This window comes from Bacillus multifaciens (genome assembly GCF_030756675.1).
Taxonomy (GTDB): domain Bacteria; phylum Bacillota; class Bacilli; order Bacillales; family Bacillaceae_G; genus Bacillus_A; species Bacillus_A multifaciens.
On the sequence record NZ_JAVBXD010000002.1, the window covers coordinates 158,284 to 174,844 of the forward strand.

Annotated in this window: 15 protein-coding genes and 1 other annotated feature; of the genes, 13 read left to right on the forward strand and 2 right to left on the reverse strand. The window is 38.4% G+C overall.

The window, feature by feature from the left end; genetic code table 11:
* Window positions 1-36 precede the first annotated feature (36 nt).
* The 6 genes from hemA to hemL all read left to right on the forward strand — a co-directional run bounded on the left by hemA (window position 37) and on the right by hemL (window position 6,427).
* Complete coding sequence (hemA, locus tag Q9306_RS02515) at window positions 37-1,374, forward strand: glutamyl-tRNA reductase (RefSeq protein WP_306194938.1); 1,338 nt, start codon at window positions 37-39, stop codon at window positions 1,372-1,374.
* 16 nt (window positions 1,375-1,390) lie between these two features.
* Entirely contained in the window at window positions 1,391-2,224 is an 834-nt protein-coding gene (locus Q9306_RS02520; RefSeq protein ID WP_306194940.1) for a cytochrome c biogenesis protein, read from the forward strand.
* Between the two features lie 206 nt (window positions 2,225-2,430).
* A complete protein-coding gene (gene hemC, locus Q9306_RS02525; protein ID WP_306194942.1) occupies window positions 2,431-3,360 on the forward strand; it encodes a hydroxymethylbilane synthase in 930 nt (309 codons plus the stop codon).
* Window positions 3,361-3,364: 4 nt separating this feature from the next.
* Window positions 3,365-4,120, forward strand: coding sequence for a uroporphyrinogen-III synthase (locus Q9306_RS02530; RefSeq protein ID WP_306194944.1), 756 nt, complete (start codon window positions 3,365-3,367; stop codon window positions 4,118-4,120).
* 28 nt (window positions 4,121-4,148) lie between these two features.
* On the forward strand, window positions 4,149-5,138 hold the full coding sequence (hemB, locus tag Q9306_RS02535) for a porphobilinogen synthase (RefSeq protein ID WP_306194946.1): 990 nt from the start codon (window positions 4,149-4,151) through the stop codon (window positions 5,136-5,138).
* On the forward strand, window positions 5,138-6,427 hold the full coding sequence (gene hemL / locus Q9306_RS02540; RefSeq protein ID WP_306194949.1) for a glutamate-1-semialdehyde 2,1-aminomutase: 1,290 nt from the start codon (window positions 5,138-5,140) through the stop codon (window positions 6,425-6,427). The genes hemB and hemL overlap by 1 nt, the downstream gene beginning before the upstream one ends.
* On the opposite strand, the gene Q9306_RS02545 is transcribed toward hemL, so the two are convergent.
* On the reverse strand, window positions 6,416-6,616 hold the full coding sequence (locus Q9306_RS02545; protein WP_306194951.1) for a hypothetical protein: 201 nt from the start codon (window positions 6,614-6,616) through the stop codon (window positions 6,416-6,418). The genes hemL and Q9306_RS02545 overlap by 12 nt on opposite strands.
* A gap of 176 nt (window positions 6,617-6,792) precedes the next feature.
* Between Q9306_RS02545 and spoVID the strand changes: the two genes are divergently transcribed.
* Together spoVID and ysxE are read left to right on the forward strand one after the other, a co-directional pair.
* Window positions 6,793-7,797, forward strand: coding sequence for a stage VI sporulation protein D (spoVID, locus tag Q9306_RS02550; protein ID WP_306194953.1), 1,005 nt, complete (start codon window positions 6,793-6,795; stop codon window positions 7,795-7,797).
* Window positions 7,798-7,861: 64 nt separating this feature from the next.
* Window positions 7,862-8,887 carry a spore coat protein YsxE gene (gene ysxE, locus Q9306_RS02555; protein WP_306194955.1) on the forward strand — a complete coding sequence of 342 codons (1,026 nt, stop codon included), beginning with the start codon at window positions 7,862-7,864 and terminating at the stop codon, window positions 8,885-8,887.
* Between the two features lie 27 nt (window positions 8,888-8,914).
* Here the strand turns inward: ysxE and Q9306_RS02560 are convergent, their stop codons facing one another.
* Window positions 8,915-9,109: a hypothetical protein gene (locus Q9306_RS02560; RefSeq protein WP_306194957.1), complete on the reverse strand. Its 195-nt coding sequence runs from the start codon at window positions 9,107-9,109 to the stop codon at window positions 8,915-8,917.
* 256 nt (window positions 9,110-9,365) lie between these two features.
* Window positions 9,366-9,597: a binding site (T-box leader), on the forward strand.
* A 38-nt stretch (window positions 9,598-9,635) separates the two neighbouring features.
* On the opposite strand from Q9306_RS02560, the gene Q9306_RS02565 reads away from it, so the two are divergent.
* From Q9306_RS02565 to radC, 5 genes are all read left to right on the forward strand, one after another.
* A complete protein-coding gene (locus Q9306_RS02565; RefSeq protein WP_306194959.1) occupies window positions 9,636-12,281 on the forward strand; it encodes a valine--tRNA ligase in 2,646 nt (881 codons plus the stop codon).
* Window positions 12,282-12,389: 108 nt separating this feature from the next.
* Window positions 12,390-13,700: a bifunctional folylpolyglutamate synthase/dihydrofolate synthase gene (locus Q9306_RS02570; RefSeq protein WP_306194961.1), complete on the forward strand. Its 1,311-nt coding sequence runs from the start codon at window positions 12,390-12,392 to the stop codon at window positions 13,698-13,700.
* Between the two features lie 156 nt (window positions 13,701-13,856).
* Window positions 13,857-14,801: a stage II sporulation protein B gene (locus Q9306_RS02575; RefSeq protein ID WP_306194963.1), complete on the forward strand. Its 945-nt coding sequence runs from the start codon at window positions 13,857-13,859 to the stop codon at window positions 14,799-14,801.
* Between the two features lie 395 nt (window positions 14,802-15,196).
* Window positions 15,197-15,757: a Maf family protein gene (locus Q9306_RS02580; protein WP_306194965.1), complete on the forward strand. Its 561-nt coding sequence runs from the start codon at window positions 15,197-15,199 to the stop codon at window positions 15,755-15,757.
* 13 nt (window positions 15,758-15,770) lie between these two features.
* Window positions 15,771-16,448, forward strand: coding sequence for a RadC family protein (gene radC, locus Q9306_RS02585; protein ID WP_098914049.1), 678 nt, complete (start codon window positions 15,771-15,773; stop codon window positions 16,446-16,448).
* Window positions 16,449-16,561 lie beyond the last annotated feature (113 nt).

The following is a 16,561-nucleotide window of genomic DNA, read 5'->3' on the forward strand; positions in this document are numbered from 1 at the left end:
ATAAGATGAAAAATCGGTTGAAGGGGGACATGCTGCGTGCATATTCTTGTTGTTGGTGTTAACTATCGAACAGCCCCTGTAGAAATTCGTGAGAAACTAACGTTCCAGGAAGCAGAATTAGAGAAAGCAATGACAACGCTGCAAAAACAAAAAAGTGTATTAGAAAATGTCATTGTATCAACGTGCAATCGAACGGAGATCTATGCTGTAGTAGACCAGTTACACACAGGACGCTATTATATTAAGAAATTTATGGCTGATTGGTTTCAGCTTGAAATAGAAGAAATTGCACCGTATCTATCTCTATATGAACAAGACGGTGCTACAGATCATTTATTCCGCGTAACATGTGGATTAGATTCAATGGTAGTTGGAGAGACGCAAATTTTAGGACAAATTCGTGATAGCTTTTTACTAGCGCAAGAACTAAAAACGACAGGAACGATATTTAATGAATTGTTTAAACAAGTCGTTACATTAGCGAAACGTGCACATTCTGAAACGACAATTGGTGGCAATGCAATGTCAGTCAGTTATGCAGCTGTTGAACTTGGAAAGAAAATTTTTGGTGATTTGAAAGATTGCCATGTTCTTATTCTTGGTGCGGGAAAAATGGGCGAATTAGCACTGCAGAACTTGTACGGGAGCGGTGCTCATAAAGTAACTGTTATGAATCGTACGTTTGCTAAAGCAGAAACGATGGCAGAAAAATATATGGGACGTGCAAAGCCGTTGGATCAGTTGCAATGCGCACTGTTAGAAGCTGATATTGTAATTAGCTCAACAGGGGCTACTGAATATGTGATTACGAAAGAAATGATGTCCAAAGTAGAAAGTATGCGTTGTGGTCGTCCACTCTTTATGGTTGATATTGCAGTGCCGCGTGATATTGATCCAGCAATTGATACGTTAGAAAGTGTTTTCTTATATGATATTGATGATTTACAAGGTGTTGTGGAAGCGAATCGTGCTGACCGCTTAAAAGAGGCTGAGAAAATTCAAATTATGATTGAAGAAGAAATGATTCTATTTAAGTCATGGTTGAATACGCTTGGTGTTGTACCGTTAATTTCGGAACTGCGCGATAAGGCGTTAGCGATTCAAAGTGAAACAATGCAAAGTCTTGAACGGAAAATTCCAACGTTAACAGAGCGGGAACGAAAAGTGATTAGTAAACACACGAAAAGTATTATTAATCAATTGTTAAAAGATCCGATTTTAATTGCGAAAGAGTTAGCGGCTGAAGAAGATGCGAAAGAAAAACTGGCTCTATTTGCGAAAATTTTCGATTTAAATGCGAAAGAAGTAGTGGAAGAGAGCGAAGCAGAATGGAAGCAAGCTGAGAAGTGGACAGTATCCGCTCCATCTTTGTAATGGAGAGGATAAACGGATGGGTGTTTTAAACAATAGCATTATTTATCATATTGCCATTATTTTATATGCCTGCAGCGTTAGTTTATATTTCATAGATTATTTTCAAAGTAACCGAAGGGCAAATCGAATTGCCTTTTGGTTACTTTCTGTTGTATGGGTACTCTATTCCATATTTATGTTACTTCGAGCAACAGAAGCGGAAATTAATCCAATTTTAACGTTATTATCAGGTATTTATTTTTATGTATGGCTATTAATTACATTATCATTAATGATTAACCGATTTATGCGCATTGACTTTTTAGTCTTTTTCACAAATATGATTGCGTTTGGCGTAAGCGCTTTTTCTATTTTTACGCCACTTGGAAAAATGTCGCCGGTGTTAGCCGATCAATTAGTTTCGGGCCTTGTTTATGTGCACGTAGGTATGGCGATTGTTTCTTATGCGACATTTACAGTTTCTTTTATTTTTTCCATTATGTATTTAATTCAATATCGTTTATTAAAACAAAAAAAATGGAATGCAAGATTAAGACGGTTAGGAAATTTACCGAAGCTGGATTCTATGTCATACGGTTTAAATTTATTTTCTGTACCGTTTTTTTTATTGGCCATTTTACTTGGATGTATGTGGGGATATACGAAGTTAGATAATTTTCACTGGTATGACGCAAAGGTAATCGGATCTTTCATCGTCTTGTTTGTATACTGTGCAGGTATTTATTTACGCGGATCAGATACATTACAAGGAAAGAAAATTGCGAGCTGGAATATTGGAGCATTTCTTATTATGCTAATTAATATTTTCTTATTTAGTAGTTTATCGAACTTCCATTTTTGGTACTTATAAGGTTTATCACCGTAACATAGGATAGCTTTTTGGATAAACTTCACTGTGAGTGGCGATGCGGGAATAGCGGGGAAAGTGAAGACCCCACAGGCTTGCCGAGGAGGCTCGCTCTCGCCCGCGGAAAGCGTCTACTCGGAGTGAAGTGTACATCTATATGTCACTTCCGTTTTTGGGTGATGAACCACTTATAATGAGGAGAGAAAAATATGCGCAAAATTATTGTAGGATCAAGAAAAAGTAAATTGGCATTAACGCAAACAAATTGGTTTATCGATCAATTAAAGGCGCTAGGATTGCCGTATGAATTTGAAGTAAAAGAGATTGTAACGAAAGGTGACGTTATTTTAGATGTGACACTTTCGAAAGTAGGCGGCAAAGGCTTATTCGTAAAAGAGATTGAACATGCGCTCTTAACAAAGGAAATTGATATGGCTGTTCATAGCATGAAGGATATGCCAGCGGTACTTCCTGAGGGATTAACAATTGGATGTATTCCAAAACGTGTGGATCCGCGTGATGCGTTTATTTCTAAAAATGGGGAATTGTTTGATGAGTTACCAGAAGGAGCAGTAATCGGTACAAGCAGTTTACGCCGCAGTGCACAGTTGTTAGCTGTTCGTCCGGATTTACAAGTGAAATGGATTCGTGGAAATATTGATACGAGATTACGAAAGCTAAAAGAAGAAGATTACGATGCAATCATTTTAGCTGCTGCGGGACTAAAGCGAATGGGCTGGGCAGATGATGTGATTACAGGGTATTTAGAAGAAACAGTATGTGTACCAGCTGTTGGTCAAGGTGCGCTATCTATTGAGTGTCGCGAGGATGATGCGGATTTATTACAATTATTAAGTCATTTAAATGATCATATAACAGCGAGAACAGTAGAAGCAGAACGTGTATTTCTACATAAGTTAGAAGGAGGTTGCCAAGTTCCGATTGCTGGATATGCAACACTCAAAGAAGATGGCCAAATTGAATTAACAGCTCTTGTTGGATCGACAGATGGCACTGTCTTATTAAAAGAAGTTGTTGTTGGTGAACATGCAGGGGAAGTTGGAGAGCGAGCAGCAGACTTGTTAATCGGGCAAGGAGCAAAGGAACTGATTGCCGCAGCAAATCAGGGGGCAAATTAGCAATATGACCTTCCTTTGTGGAAAAACAGTGCTAATTACAAGAGCCCAGCAACAAGCGAAGCAAATGAGTACAGCAGTGCAAAAACAGGGCGGAATTCCAGTGGAAATTCCGCTTTTACATATAACAGCGGCTGCCCATGAGCAATTTCAACAAGTGTGTGAGGAATTAAGCACATATGATTGGATTGTTTTCACAAGTAAAAATGGTGTAAATTTTTTTCTAGATGGTGCAGGGCAACCGTTGCCGCATACGATGAAAATTGCCGCAGTCGGTGTGAAGACAAAGCAAGAATTAGAGCGCCGCGGCTACGATGTTCATTTTGTACCAACTACATTTGTAGCTGAAGTTTTTGCGAAGGAATTTGTGAATCATATACGAAGTGGGACTCGTATATTACTGCCAAAAGGAAATTTAGCGAGAGATGTAATACGAGAGGCACTGCGGAATCACGGTGCAACTGTCCGTGACCTTGTTGTATATGAAACAACAGTCCATCTGCAAATACGCGAACAACTTATCGACGCCTTGCAATCAAGAGAAATTGATGTGATTACTTTTACGAGCCCGTCAACTGTACAGAGTTTTCTTGCATTGCTTGAAGGTGAAAACTGGAGAGAATGGGTAAAAGGATGTACAATTGCTTGTATAGGTCCTGTTACAGAACGAGAAGCCCGAAAGTATTTTCAAAATCTTCTCGTTCCGACAGAATATACAGTTGAAGCTATGTTACAATGCATTTCAGAAAATACAATAAAGTGAAACTTTAAGAATTGGAGATGGAAAAGTTATGAATCCTTTACAATTTAACCGTCATCGTCGTTTAAGACAAAGTGCAAATATGCGTGCTCTTGTGCGTGAAACACATTTACATACAGAAGATTTCATTTATCCGATTTTTGTTCTAGAAGGAGAAAATAAGCGTAATGAAGTTCCTTCTATGCCAGGTGTATATCAAATATCATTAGATCATCTGCAAGCAGAAATGCAAGAAGTTGTTGATTTAGGCATTCGCTCTGTTATTGTGTTCGGTTTACCTGCTGAAAAAGATGAAGTCGGTTCTTCCGCTTATTGTGAGCATGGAATTGTACAACGTGCCATTTCACAAATTAAAGAGCAGTTTCCAGAGCTAGTTGTTGTTGCAGATACATGTTTATGCCAATATACAAGTCACGGACATTGCGGTGTAATTGAAGACGGGACGATTGTAAACGATGCATCACTTGAATTACTTGCGAAAACAGCGGTAAGTCAAGCGAAAGCAGGAGCGGATATTATTGCGCCGTCTAATATGATGGATGGGTTTGTAACCGCTATTCGTCATGCGTTAGATGAAAATGGCTTTACGCATGTTCCGGTTATGTCATACGCAGTGAAATATGCGTCTGCTTTTTACGGACCGTTTCGCGATGCTGCACATGGTGCACCGCAATTTGGGGATCGTAAAACATATCAAATGGACTCGGCAAATCGCTTAGAAGCTATTCGTGAAGCTGAATCTGATGTGATGGAAGGAGCAGATTTCTTAATAGTAAAGCCAGCGCTTTCTTATTTAGATATTATTCGTGATGTAAAAAATAACTTTAACCTTCCAGTTGTTGCATATAACGTGAGCGGTGAATACTCAATGATTAAAGCAGCAGCGCAAAATGGTTGGATTAATGAAAAAGACATTGTTCTTGAAAAATTATTAAGCATGAAGCGTGCGGGAGCAGATTTAATTATCACCTATCATGCAAAAGACGCAGCGAGATGGTTACAAGAAGGAGGCGCACAATAATGAAAAGTTTTGAGAAATCGATTGAAGCATTTGAAACAGCAAAAGATTTAATGCCGGGCGGTGTAAATAGCCCAGTGCGTGCTTTTAAATCTGTCGGTATGAATCCGTTATTTATGGAGCGCGGAAAAGGCTCTAAAGTTTATGATATTGATGGAAATGAATATATTGATTACGTACTATCATGGGGGCCGCTTATTCATGGTCACTCCAACGACCAAGTTGTGGAAGCGTTAAAAGCAGTAGTAGAAAAAGGAACAAGCTTCGGAGCGCCGACGGAAATTGAAAATAAACTAGCGCAGCTTGTAATCGACCGCGTTCCGTCTATTGAAATTGTACGCATGGTTAACTCTGGAACAGAGGCGACGATGAGTGCGCTTCGCTTAGCGCGCGGTTATACAGGACGCAATAAAATTTTAAAATTTGAAGGCTGCTACCATGGACATGGTGATTCCCTTTTAATTAAAGCTGGTTCTGGTGTTGCTACGCTTGGCTTACCTGATAGCCCTGGCGTACCAGAAGGCGTTGCGAAAAATACGATTACGGTTGCGTATAACGACTTAGAAAGCGTGAAATATGCATTTGAACAGTTCGGTGATGATATTGCGTGTATCATTGTAGAGCCAGTAGCTGGAAATATGGGTGTTGTACCACCACTTCCAGGGTTTTTACAAGGTCTGCGTGATGTGACAACAGAATACGGGGCACTTCTCATTTTTGATGAAGTGATGACGGGCTTCCGCGTAGCTTATAATTGCGGACAAGGATATTTTGGGGTAACACCTGATTTAACATGTTTAGGGAAAGTAATTGGCGGCGGACTTCCGGTCGGAGCATATGGTGGTAAAGCTGAAATTATGAAGCAAGTAGCACCGAGTGGACCAATTTATCAAGCTGGTACATTATCTGGTAATCCATTAGCAATGACAGCAGGATATGAAACGCTTGTCCAGTTAACACCAGAAAGCTATAAAGAATTTGAACGTAAGGCGGAAATGCTTGAAAAAGGTTTACATGAAGTAGCGGTAAAATATGGTATTCCGCATTGTATCAATCGTGCTGGTTCTATGGTCGGTATTTTCTTTACAGATGAAAAAGTTATCAATTACGAAACAGCAAAGACGTCTAATTTAGAATATTTTGCAGCATATTATCGTGAAATGGTAGAACAAGGTGTGTTCTTACCACCTTCTCAATTTGAAGGCTTGTTCTTATCAACAGCACATAGCGATGCTGATATTGAAGCAACGATTGCTGCTGCAGAAATTGCTATGTCGAAATTAAAAGGGTAAAAAACCTTTTTCTTTAGGGGAGGCGAGAGGACCTGGCCGCGCGTAGAAGCGGTCAGGTCCTTTTTTAGCCATGTCCGTTGTGAAAACAAAGAGAGGAAGCAAGTGGTGATTCCCTTTTATTTTGGATGGCAGTGGTTTGTATGTTGAAAAAATAAAATGGATTTGTATATAAATACTAGTTGAAATCATAGCATTCCCCTTTTCTTTAGAAGAGGTGAGAGGTCCTGGCCGTGCATAGAAGCGGTCAGGTCCTTTTTTGTTTCTAGTGTGAAAATAAAGAGAGAAGACGAGTGCAAGTCACTTCTAGTTTTTGGGCACAGTAATTTTTTTATTCATAAAGTCTCTATTCCCCACATAAACCTGTAATGACATATAGTTTGAGAGGGGGATACGAAGTGGCAGCAGATCAACAAACTTCATTGCGGTTTTCGTTGAAAGAATCTGTATGGTTCCAAAAAGGACAGGAAGTCAGTGAATTACTTTCGATTTCATTAGATCCTGATGTTGCTATAGAAGAGCGTGAATATGAAATTGTTGTATTTGGACAGCTAGATTTGACAGGAGAATATATCCCGAAAGAAGAAACAGAGGCGTTTTCATTACGAGAATTATCACCAGCACGTACGATAGATTATGTGGAAATGCGCGATGATGGGGTAAATGAATTAGTACATTCGTTTCCATTGGAGATTTCCATTCCACGCGGTCGTGTGAAGCAGGCTGAAGATTTGTATGTGGATATTGAAGAATTTGATTATGAACTGTTAGAAAATGGTTGTTTGCAGCTTTTAGCGGATATTTCAATTCATGGATTGTGTGACGAAGAGCGTGAAGTGGAAGAAACAGTAGAAGAAGAGAAACTAGAAGAAGAAGTGGTAGAGACTGATGAATGGGAAGATTATGCTTTTGAGCCATTTCAGCTAGAAGCTCGTCAAGAACCGGAGCTTGAATTAGATGAGGAGGAAGAAAGCGAAGAAGTGGAACAAAGGCAACAAGAAGAACAAAGACAACAGGAAGAACAAAGACAACAGGAAGAACAAAGACATGAAGAAATTGCCGCGCCGCAATTGGTCTTTGGACACAAAGGAGCGAAAATACAAAATATTGATGAGGAAGAGCAAGAAGAAGTTTTATATTCACAGCGGGATGAAAATGCGCTATATTTAACAAAATTATTTTCAAAGCAACCAGAAGATGAATTTACAAAGCTGCGACTATATTTTGTGCAAGAAGGTGATACGATCGAATCTGTTGCAGAGCGATATGATACTTCCGTGCAACATTTACATCGTATCAATCAAACCGAGGATTTGTATTTAACAGCAGGACAAATTTTATATATACCAGTCCCAAGGGCAAAAGCAAAGTGAGTGAAGAGAAATCTTCCTCACCTCTTTTCTGTTTCACGCTCCTGTAGAAAGGGTCGTTGTTCGTATGGGCATGGAATTACGAGAGCGTTATGCGTCTATTTTGCAGCTATATCAATTAGATCCTGAGCATATTGAGGAATATGGGAATGTAATCAAAATTTATACGAACCAAGGTCCATATGCGTTAAAAAAATTGCCTCCTCAAAAATTAGAACGAAGCAATCTTATGTATTATGTTCAATTTTTACGAGAAAAAGGATTTACGAATTTTGCCCCAATTTATCATACGAAAGATGGAAGGCACGTTTTAAGTGACGGTGAGCATAGTTATTATTTAATGCCTTGGCTTGGAAGTGCAGAGAGTCAAGGAGAAGAAAATGATCAGTATCATAAAATGTTTCAAACACTTGCTATGATGCATAAAAAAACAGTGCGAGAAGAAGATGTGACAGAAGAAGCGATTCAAGGACATTTTGATACGATTTCAAATCGCTGGGAACAAGACAGCGTGTTACTAGAGGAATTTTTAGTTGACTCAGAAGCAAAGTGGTATATGTCTCCGTTTGAATTACAATATTGCACGTACTTTCATCAAGTAATGCGTGCTCATGAATTTGCGAAGAAACAACTTACAGAATGGCATGAAGCGATGAAAGAAAAAGAAAAAACACGTATTTCATTTACTCATGGCAATGTTTCCATGAATCATTTTTTATTCGATTATCAGCGGAACGGTTATTTTATTAGTTTAGAAGATGCGCAGTTTGCTACCCCGGTTCAAGATATTGTTCAATTTTACTCGCGCTCCTTTAACACGTATCCAATTGCAAGAAATGATCGATATGAGTGGTACCAAATATATCAAAAGAATTTTGCGTTTACGAAAGAAGAAAAGCTACTTATGCTTGCATATTTAGCATATCCTAAACCATTTATTAAACAAGTGAATACCTATGCAAATGCTCGAAATACTCGTAATAAAACAAAGGAGTTACATGATGTGAAAATGCTTCAGCAATCACATTGGCTTATAAGCAATATTGAATATTTCGTGGCACAGCTTCAAACTGCTGAGCATCAAGCGAAGTAAAAAAATAGCCGTAGCCTCAAGAAGAGGTTACGGCTGATAATGTAAACGAATCGTTGCCGCGATAAAAATAGCAAGAATAACAAAATCTAAAAACGTAGGGAGCAGCAAAGTACGAATGCCTTGGAAAATCGTAAGTGGAATTGCAAAATCAGAAAACATCGTTTGTAAATTTCTTATCCAAGAAGGGGATGAAAAGTTGTACGTGCGTCGAAAGCGTCGCATAATTGTCCTCCGTATTATAACCTTCTCTAGAATAGAATCATAAGAGAAGTGGAAATGTGATATTACAATATGCAGGATGGGCATCTAATGTGCTTGTGCTGCACTTTTTTCATTTTCTTTGCATATGTTATAAAAAACTTGGTTAAGCTTATTGGAAATAGAATGTAATAATTGTAGATATAAGTCGAAAAATATTTTTATCTTGACGAATGTAGTTTCGTTTTTTACACTATTGTATATAATAAATAACAATTATATAAATGCATTGAAGGGGAAGAGTATAACATTAAACGTCTGCAGAGAGGAGAATTATTAGCTGTGAGATTCTCTAGATAGTCATGTTAGAAGGTAGCCCTGGAGCATCTTTTCTGAACGGAGTCATTCTCATTAGGAAAAGACGGGTCTGTCCGTTATCAAATCAAGAGTATAAGCAAATTTTGAATTTGTTTGTAAATAAAGGTGGTACCACGATGTCCCTCGTCCTTTTTGGATGAGGGGCATTTTTTATTTTTAAGGAGGGAAAAATATGTCAAACACGGAAAAAAATTTACCAACAAAATACGATCATATATCCGTAGAAGAAGGCCGTTATAAATGGTGGCTTGAAGGCAAATATTTTGAAGCAAAAGGAGAAGCTGATAAGCAGCCGTATACAATTGTAATTCCACCTCCGAACGTAACTGGTAAGTTGCACTTAGGTCATGCATGGGATACAACGCTTCAAGATATTTTAACTCGTACAAAGCGCATGCAAGGCTATGATGTATTATGGCTTCCTGGTATGGACCATGCGGGTATTGCAACACAAGCGAAAGTAGAAGGGAAACTTCGTGAAGAAGGTATTTCACGTTACGATCTTGGCCGTGAGAAATTCCTTGAAAAAGCATGGGAATGGAAAGAAGAATATGCTTCTCACATTCGTGAGCAATGGGGAAAAGTTGGTCTAGGATTAGATTACACTCGTGAGCGTTTCACATTAGATAAAGGCTTATCTGATGCGGTTAATAAAGTATTCGTTCAATTGTACGAAAAAGGTTTAATTTACCGCGGTGAATATATCATTAACTGGGACCCTGCAACACGCACTGCCCTTTCTGATATTGAAGTAATTCATAAAGATATTCAAGGTGCATTCTACCATATGAACTACCCATTAACAGACGGTTCTGGTCACATTCGTCTTGCGACAACTCGTCCAGAAACAATGCTTGGTGATACAGCAGTAGCAGTTCATCCAGAAGATGATCGTTACAAGCATTTAATCGGAAAAACGGTTACACTTCCAATCGTAGAGCGTGAAATTCCGATTATTGCTGATGAGTATGTAGAGAAAGATTTCGGAACAGGTGTTGTAAAAATTACACCAGCTCATGATCCGAATGACTTTGAAGTAGGTAACCGTCACGACTTACCACGCATTTTAGTAATGAATGAAGATGGAACAATGAACGAAAAAGCTGGTAAGTATAACGGTATGGATCGTTTCGAATGCCGTAAGCAATTAGTAAAAGACTTGCAAGAAGCTGGCGTATTAGTAGAAATTGAGCCTCATATGCATGCGGTAGGTCATAGTGAGCGTAGCGGAGCAGTTGTTGAACCTTATTTATCAACACAATGGTTCGTAAAAATGGCACCACTTGCAGAAAAGGCTGTTGCCCTGCAACAAAAAGAAGAAGAAAAAGTAACGTTCGTACCAGATCGTTTTGAGAACACATACTTACGCTGGATGGAAAACATTCATGACTGGTGTATTTCTCGTCAATTATGGTGGGGACACCGCATCCCAGCTTGGTATCATAAAGAAACTGGTGAAGTATACGTAGGTACAGAAGCTCCAGCAGATCTCGAAAAATGGGATCAAGATAACGACGTACTTGATACATGGTTTAGTTCAGCGTTATGGCCATTCTCAACACTGGGTTGGCCAAACGAAGATGCAGCAGACTTCAAACGTTACTATTCAACAGATGCACTTGTAACAGGATATGATATCATCTTCTTCTGGGTATCTCGTATGATTTTCCAAGGTCTAGAGTTTACAGGAGAGCGTCCATTTAAAGACGTATTAATTCATGGTCTTGTTCGTGACGAGCAAGGACGTAAAATGAGTAAGTCTTTAGGTAATGGTATTGATCCAATGGAAGTTATCGAGAAGTATGGTGCAGACGCAATGCGCTTCTTCTTATCAACAGGAAGTGCACCAGGTCAAGATTTACGCTTTAGCATGGAGAAAGTAGAATCTACTTGGAACTTCATCAATAAAATTTGGAATGCATCTCGTTTCGTATTAATGAACATGGAAGACATGCAATACGAAGATATTGATTTAACTGGTGAAAAATCAGTTGCAGATAAGTGGATTTTAACTCGTTTAAATGAAACGATTGAAAGTGTAACGCGTAACATGGATAAATATGAATTCGGTGAAGCTGGTCGTGCATTATACAACTTTATTTGGGATGATTTCTGTGACTGGTACATTGAAATGGCGAAGCTCCCATTATACGGCGAAGATGAAGCAGCAAAGAAAACAACTCGTTCTGTTTTAGCGTACGTACTAGATCAAACAATGCGCCTGTTACACCCATTCATGCCATTCGTAACAGAGAAAATTTGGCAACACTTACCTCATGAAGGTGAATCTATTACAGTAGCAGCATGGCCAACAGTTCGCGAAGATTTACAAGATAAAGAAGCAGCGGCAGAAATGCACCTTCTTGTTGATATCATTCGCTCTGTTCGTAATATCCGTGCGGAAGTAAATACACCAATGAGCAAAAAAGTTCAAATGCAAATCAAAGCAAAAGACGAAACAGTACTAGCGCAGCTTACGAAAAATAGCTCTTACATTGAGCGCTTCTGTAATCCAAGTGAATTAACAATTCAAACGGATTTACAAGCACCGGAAAAAGCGATGACAGCAATTGTATCAGGTGCAGAGTTATTCTTACCGTTAGCTGATCTAATCAACCTTGATGAAGAAAAAGCACGTCTTGAAAAAGAACTTGAGAAGTTCGACAAAGAAGTAGAACGTGTACAGAAGAAACTTTCCAATCAAGGTTTCGTAGCAAAAGCTCCAGCTGCAGTTATTGAAGGAGAGCGCGCGAAAGAGCAAGATTATCTAGAAAAACGCGAAGCAGTTCGCCAACGTCTAGCAGATCTGCAAAAATAAGTTATTTTAAATAACGAACCAAGGAAAAGATTGTCCTGTTTGAGTATAATAGGGCTAAAGCAATCTTTTGCTTTGGTTCGTTTTTTGATGGAAAGGGGAATGGTATACGTGATACATACATATGAAGAAGCAATCGGCTGGATTCATAGCCGTTTAAAATTTGGTATAAAACCAGGGTTAGAGCGCATGGAGTGGATGTTAGAGGAACTCGGAAATCCAGAACGTCATATAAAATGTGTTCATCTTGCGGGAACAAACGGAAAAGGTTCAACTCTCACATATATGCGCTATATGTTACAGGCGGCAGAGTACAAAGTAGGGACATTTACTTCTCCGTATATTGAAACATTTAATGAACGGATTAGTGTGAATGGTGTACCAATGGCAGATCAAGAAATTGCAGATCTTGTAAATGTGGTCAAACCTGTTGTGGAAAAGTTAGATGAAACAAATTTAGGTGAAGCGACAGAATTTGAAATTATTACTGTTATGGCGCTGTATTATTTTGCAAAGATGAATATGTGTGACATCGTTTTATTTGAGACAGGACTTGGAGGACGCTTCGATTCAACGAATGTCATTCACCCTGTACTTTCAATTATTACAAATATCGGTCATGATCATATGCACATTTTAGGAGATACGTTAGAAGCGATTGCATTTGAAAAGGCGGGAATAATAAAATCAGGTGTTCCTATAATAACTGGCGTGCAGCAAAACGAAGCATTAGAAGTTATCCGTACAGCTGCTAATAGAAAACGTTCTAACTTATATGAACTAGGAGATCAAATGCAAGTAGAACATCTTTCTTCAGAAAAAGAAGGAGAACGTTTTACATTCTCGTCTCCATTCCATACGTATGAAGATCTTTTCATTTCCATGAAAGGCCAGCATCAAGTACAAAATGCGGCGCTAGCACTTATGGCGATGTCGTATCTAAAAGTATATCAAGCATTTTTAATTGATGAAGAGCACATTCGAAAAGGATTAGCTGAAGCATATTGGATTGGGCGGTTTGAACAACTTTCAACTCACCCGCATGTCATTATTGATGGCGCGCACAATCCAGAAGGCATACATAGCCTTGTAGAAACTGTTCGTGCACACTACAGTGAAAAACGAATTATTATTTTATTTACAGCACTTGGGGACAAGCAGCTGGATGAAATGGTTGGACAATTAGAAACAATTGCAGATGAAATGATTTTTACAACGTTCACGTTTGATCGTGCTATCTCTGCCGAGGCTCTTGCTGCTCATTCAAAGCGAGAATCAAAACATATTTTTGAAAATTGGCAGGAAGCGATTAGTAGGGCAATGGATTGTTTACAAGAAGAGGATGTTTTCTTGCTAACAGGTTCTCTTTATTTCATATCTGAAGCTCGTAAATATGTAGTTCAAAAAACTAGACAGAAATAAGCTGTCTAGTTTTTTTGTTCTACAAATAAAGACGCAAGCATACATATAAGATAACAATATAGGATAATTTGGCGAATCTCTTTGACAAGTATCTCGTTTTTTTTTGAAACGAGTATGATACGATGCTGGCAATGATAAGAAGTAAGGAGTGGGGGTATGGACAAACAATCGCGACCAATTTCAATTAAGGTGAATGGAACGGAATCAAATTATATAGAGAAGAAAGAAGAGGAAACAAAAAAAGAAGAGTTTGATTGGATGATCCCGGAGAATACGGTGACAAGTAATGTTGTGCCGTTTCAAAAACATGCAGCATCTATACGTAAAGGGAAAAAGGGATGGAGTAATAGGTTTATTTTCACGGTATCTACAGCGATTGTAATTGGGACAGGGTTTGGAATGGGAATGCTGCACTTACTAACGGGACAAGAAACAGTTCGCGAAACGACAGCCCCGGCAGCAAATGTTACAGAGAAAAATGAAACAAAAAAACCGACAAATGAGAAAACAGCACCACAGGCTTTAGCACCGCTGACGATTTATTTTGTGCAGGGCGGAGTCTTTTCTTCGAAAGAAAAGGGACAGGCATCATTAAAGGAGTTACAAGAAAATGGAGTCACTGGAGCAATTATGCAGTCAGGGGATAAATATTTACTCGTTCTTGGGATGGCACATGATGAGCAATCTGTTATGCAGCTAATTACGCAATATAAACAAAAAGATATATCAGTTGTGAAAAAGAAATGGGAGATTACAGATCAAGCGCTTTTAAAACAGGATCAAGAATATGGAGCGCTTTTAGAAAAGCTGCAATCGTTGTTTGGGAAACTATTGCAACAAACCGCTGCATTGCAGTCCGGAAACAAAATAAGTAAAGCACATATGGAACAGATTGAAACTGAATGGAAAGCAATAAAAAAAGAAGAGGCGGCATTAAAGCGGGATGATTTAAAAAAGTTGTTTACGTATGCATCAGTGGCGGTGCAAACAATAGAACAAGAGAAACAAGATATGGAAACAATGACGAAATTACAGCAAGTGTTAGTAGATAGTTTTCTTTCTTATGAAAAAATAGTTTCACAAAAAAACAAAAACGTATAATAATGATATAAATACAAATTAAAGAATCGACATAAAACCCTCTTTCTTTTTAGGCGAACGAGAGCATCTGGCCGTGCATAGAAGCGGTCAGGGCCTTTTTTGCCACATACAAGGTTTAAAACAAAAGGAAAAAGTAAGTAGTTTACATAGCAGTGATTTATATGTCGAAAAATTAAAATGGATATATAGATGAGATTTCAATTACACATCAGCATGTGGGTGCTTTTTTCTATTACTTATTTGTACTGAAGAAAGGGAAAGCAAGGTTGTGCTTTTTCCTTTCTTTTGTATTTTTTAAAAAGAAAAATGATATTTTTAAAATTTGAGGAGAATCTATACATTTAGTATGGTTATGCTATATCTTCCCGCTAATTTTAAAAATGAAAGGAGAACGTATGAAAAAACTTATTTTAGCGTCTGGTTCACCAAGACGTAAAGAATTACTTGAGCTTGTGGATATGCCATTTGAGGTTGTAGTTAGTGATGTAGAAGAAACGATTGGGGCGTATTCATCACCGCATGATATCGTGATGTCACTTGCGCTGCAAAAAGCATCTGCTGTAGCAAAGGATTACGAAGACTATATTGTGCTTGGAGCTGATACAATCGTTACTTTCGAGTCGCGTATTCTAGGAAAACCAGAGGATGAGAGTGAAGCGAAAGAAATGTTACGGTTCTTATCAGGAAAAACTCATGAGGTGTATACAGGAGTTGCTCTTATTTCAAAAGAAAAAACAGTGACATTTTATGAGCGTGCAGAAGTAACGTTTTGGGAATTAACTGAAGAAGAAATTCATGCATATGTGCAAACGAAAGAACCGCTTGATAAAGCAGGTAGCTATGGGATACAGGGAAAAGGTGCAATTTTTGTTCAGCATATACAAGGTGATTATTATGCGATTGTTGGCTTGCCGATTGCACGTGTTGTGCGCGAGTTGAAACAATTTAATATGTAAAGGAGGCTGGAATATGAGCTGCATTCGTGATGTTGTGAAAGAAGATCAACCACGGGAGCGTTTATTGCTAGAAGGAGCAAGCAGCTTATCAAACACAGAACTTCTCGCTATATTACTTCGAACAGGTTCAAAAGAGGAGTCGGTCTTAACATTAGCAAACCGAATTTTGCATTACTTTGACGGATTACGAATGTTAAAAGATGCAACAATTGAAGAGATGACAAGCATTCATGGCGTTGGGGTGGCAAAAGCATCCCAACTTATTGCTGCTTTTGAACTTGGACGAAGAATGGTACGCTTAGAGTATCAAAATAGATATAGCATTCGTAATCCAGAAGATTGCGCACGTTATATGATGGAGGAGATGCGCTTTTTACAACAGGAACATTTTGTATGTTTATATTTAAATACGAAAAATCAAGTGATGCATCGACAAACAGTATTTATTGGAAGTTTGAATGCCTCGATTGTGCATCCGCGTGAGGTGTTCAAGGAAGCTTTTCGCCGCGCTGCTGCCTCTATTATCTGTCTTCATAATCATCCTTCGGGCGACCCCACGCCAAGCCGAGAAGATATTGAAGTCACGAAAAGGCTTGTAGAATGCGGGAGAATTATTGGGATTGAAATTCTCGATCATATTATTATTGGTGACCATAAATTCGTTAGTTTAAAAGATAAAGGTCATATTTAAGACTATTTTTTTTCTTTATTTTGTTTTATAATGTGAGTTATGAGTTTTTTGTAGGCTTTCGTCTACACTATAACAGAGAACATGTAAAAACGTTATGTTTTATATAAATATAA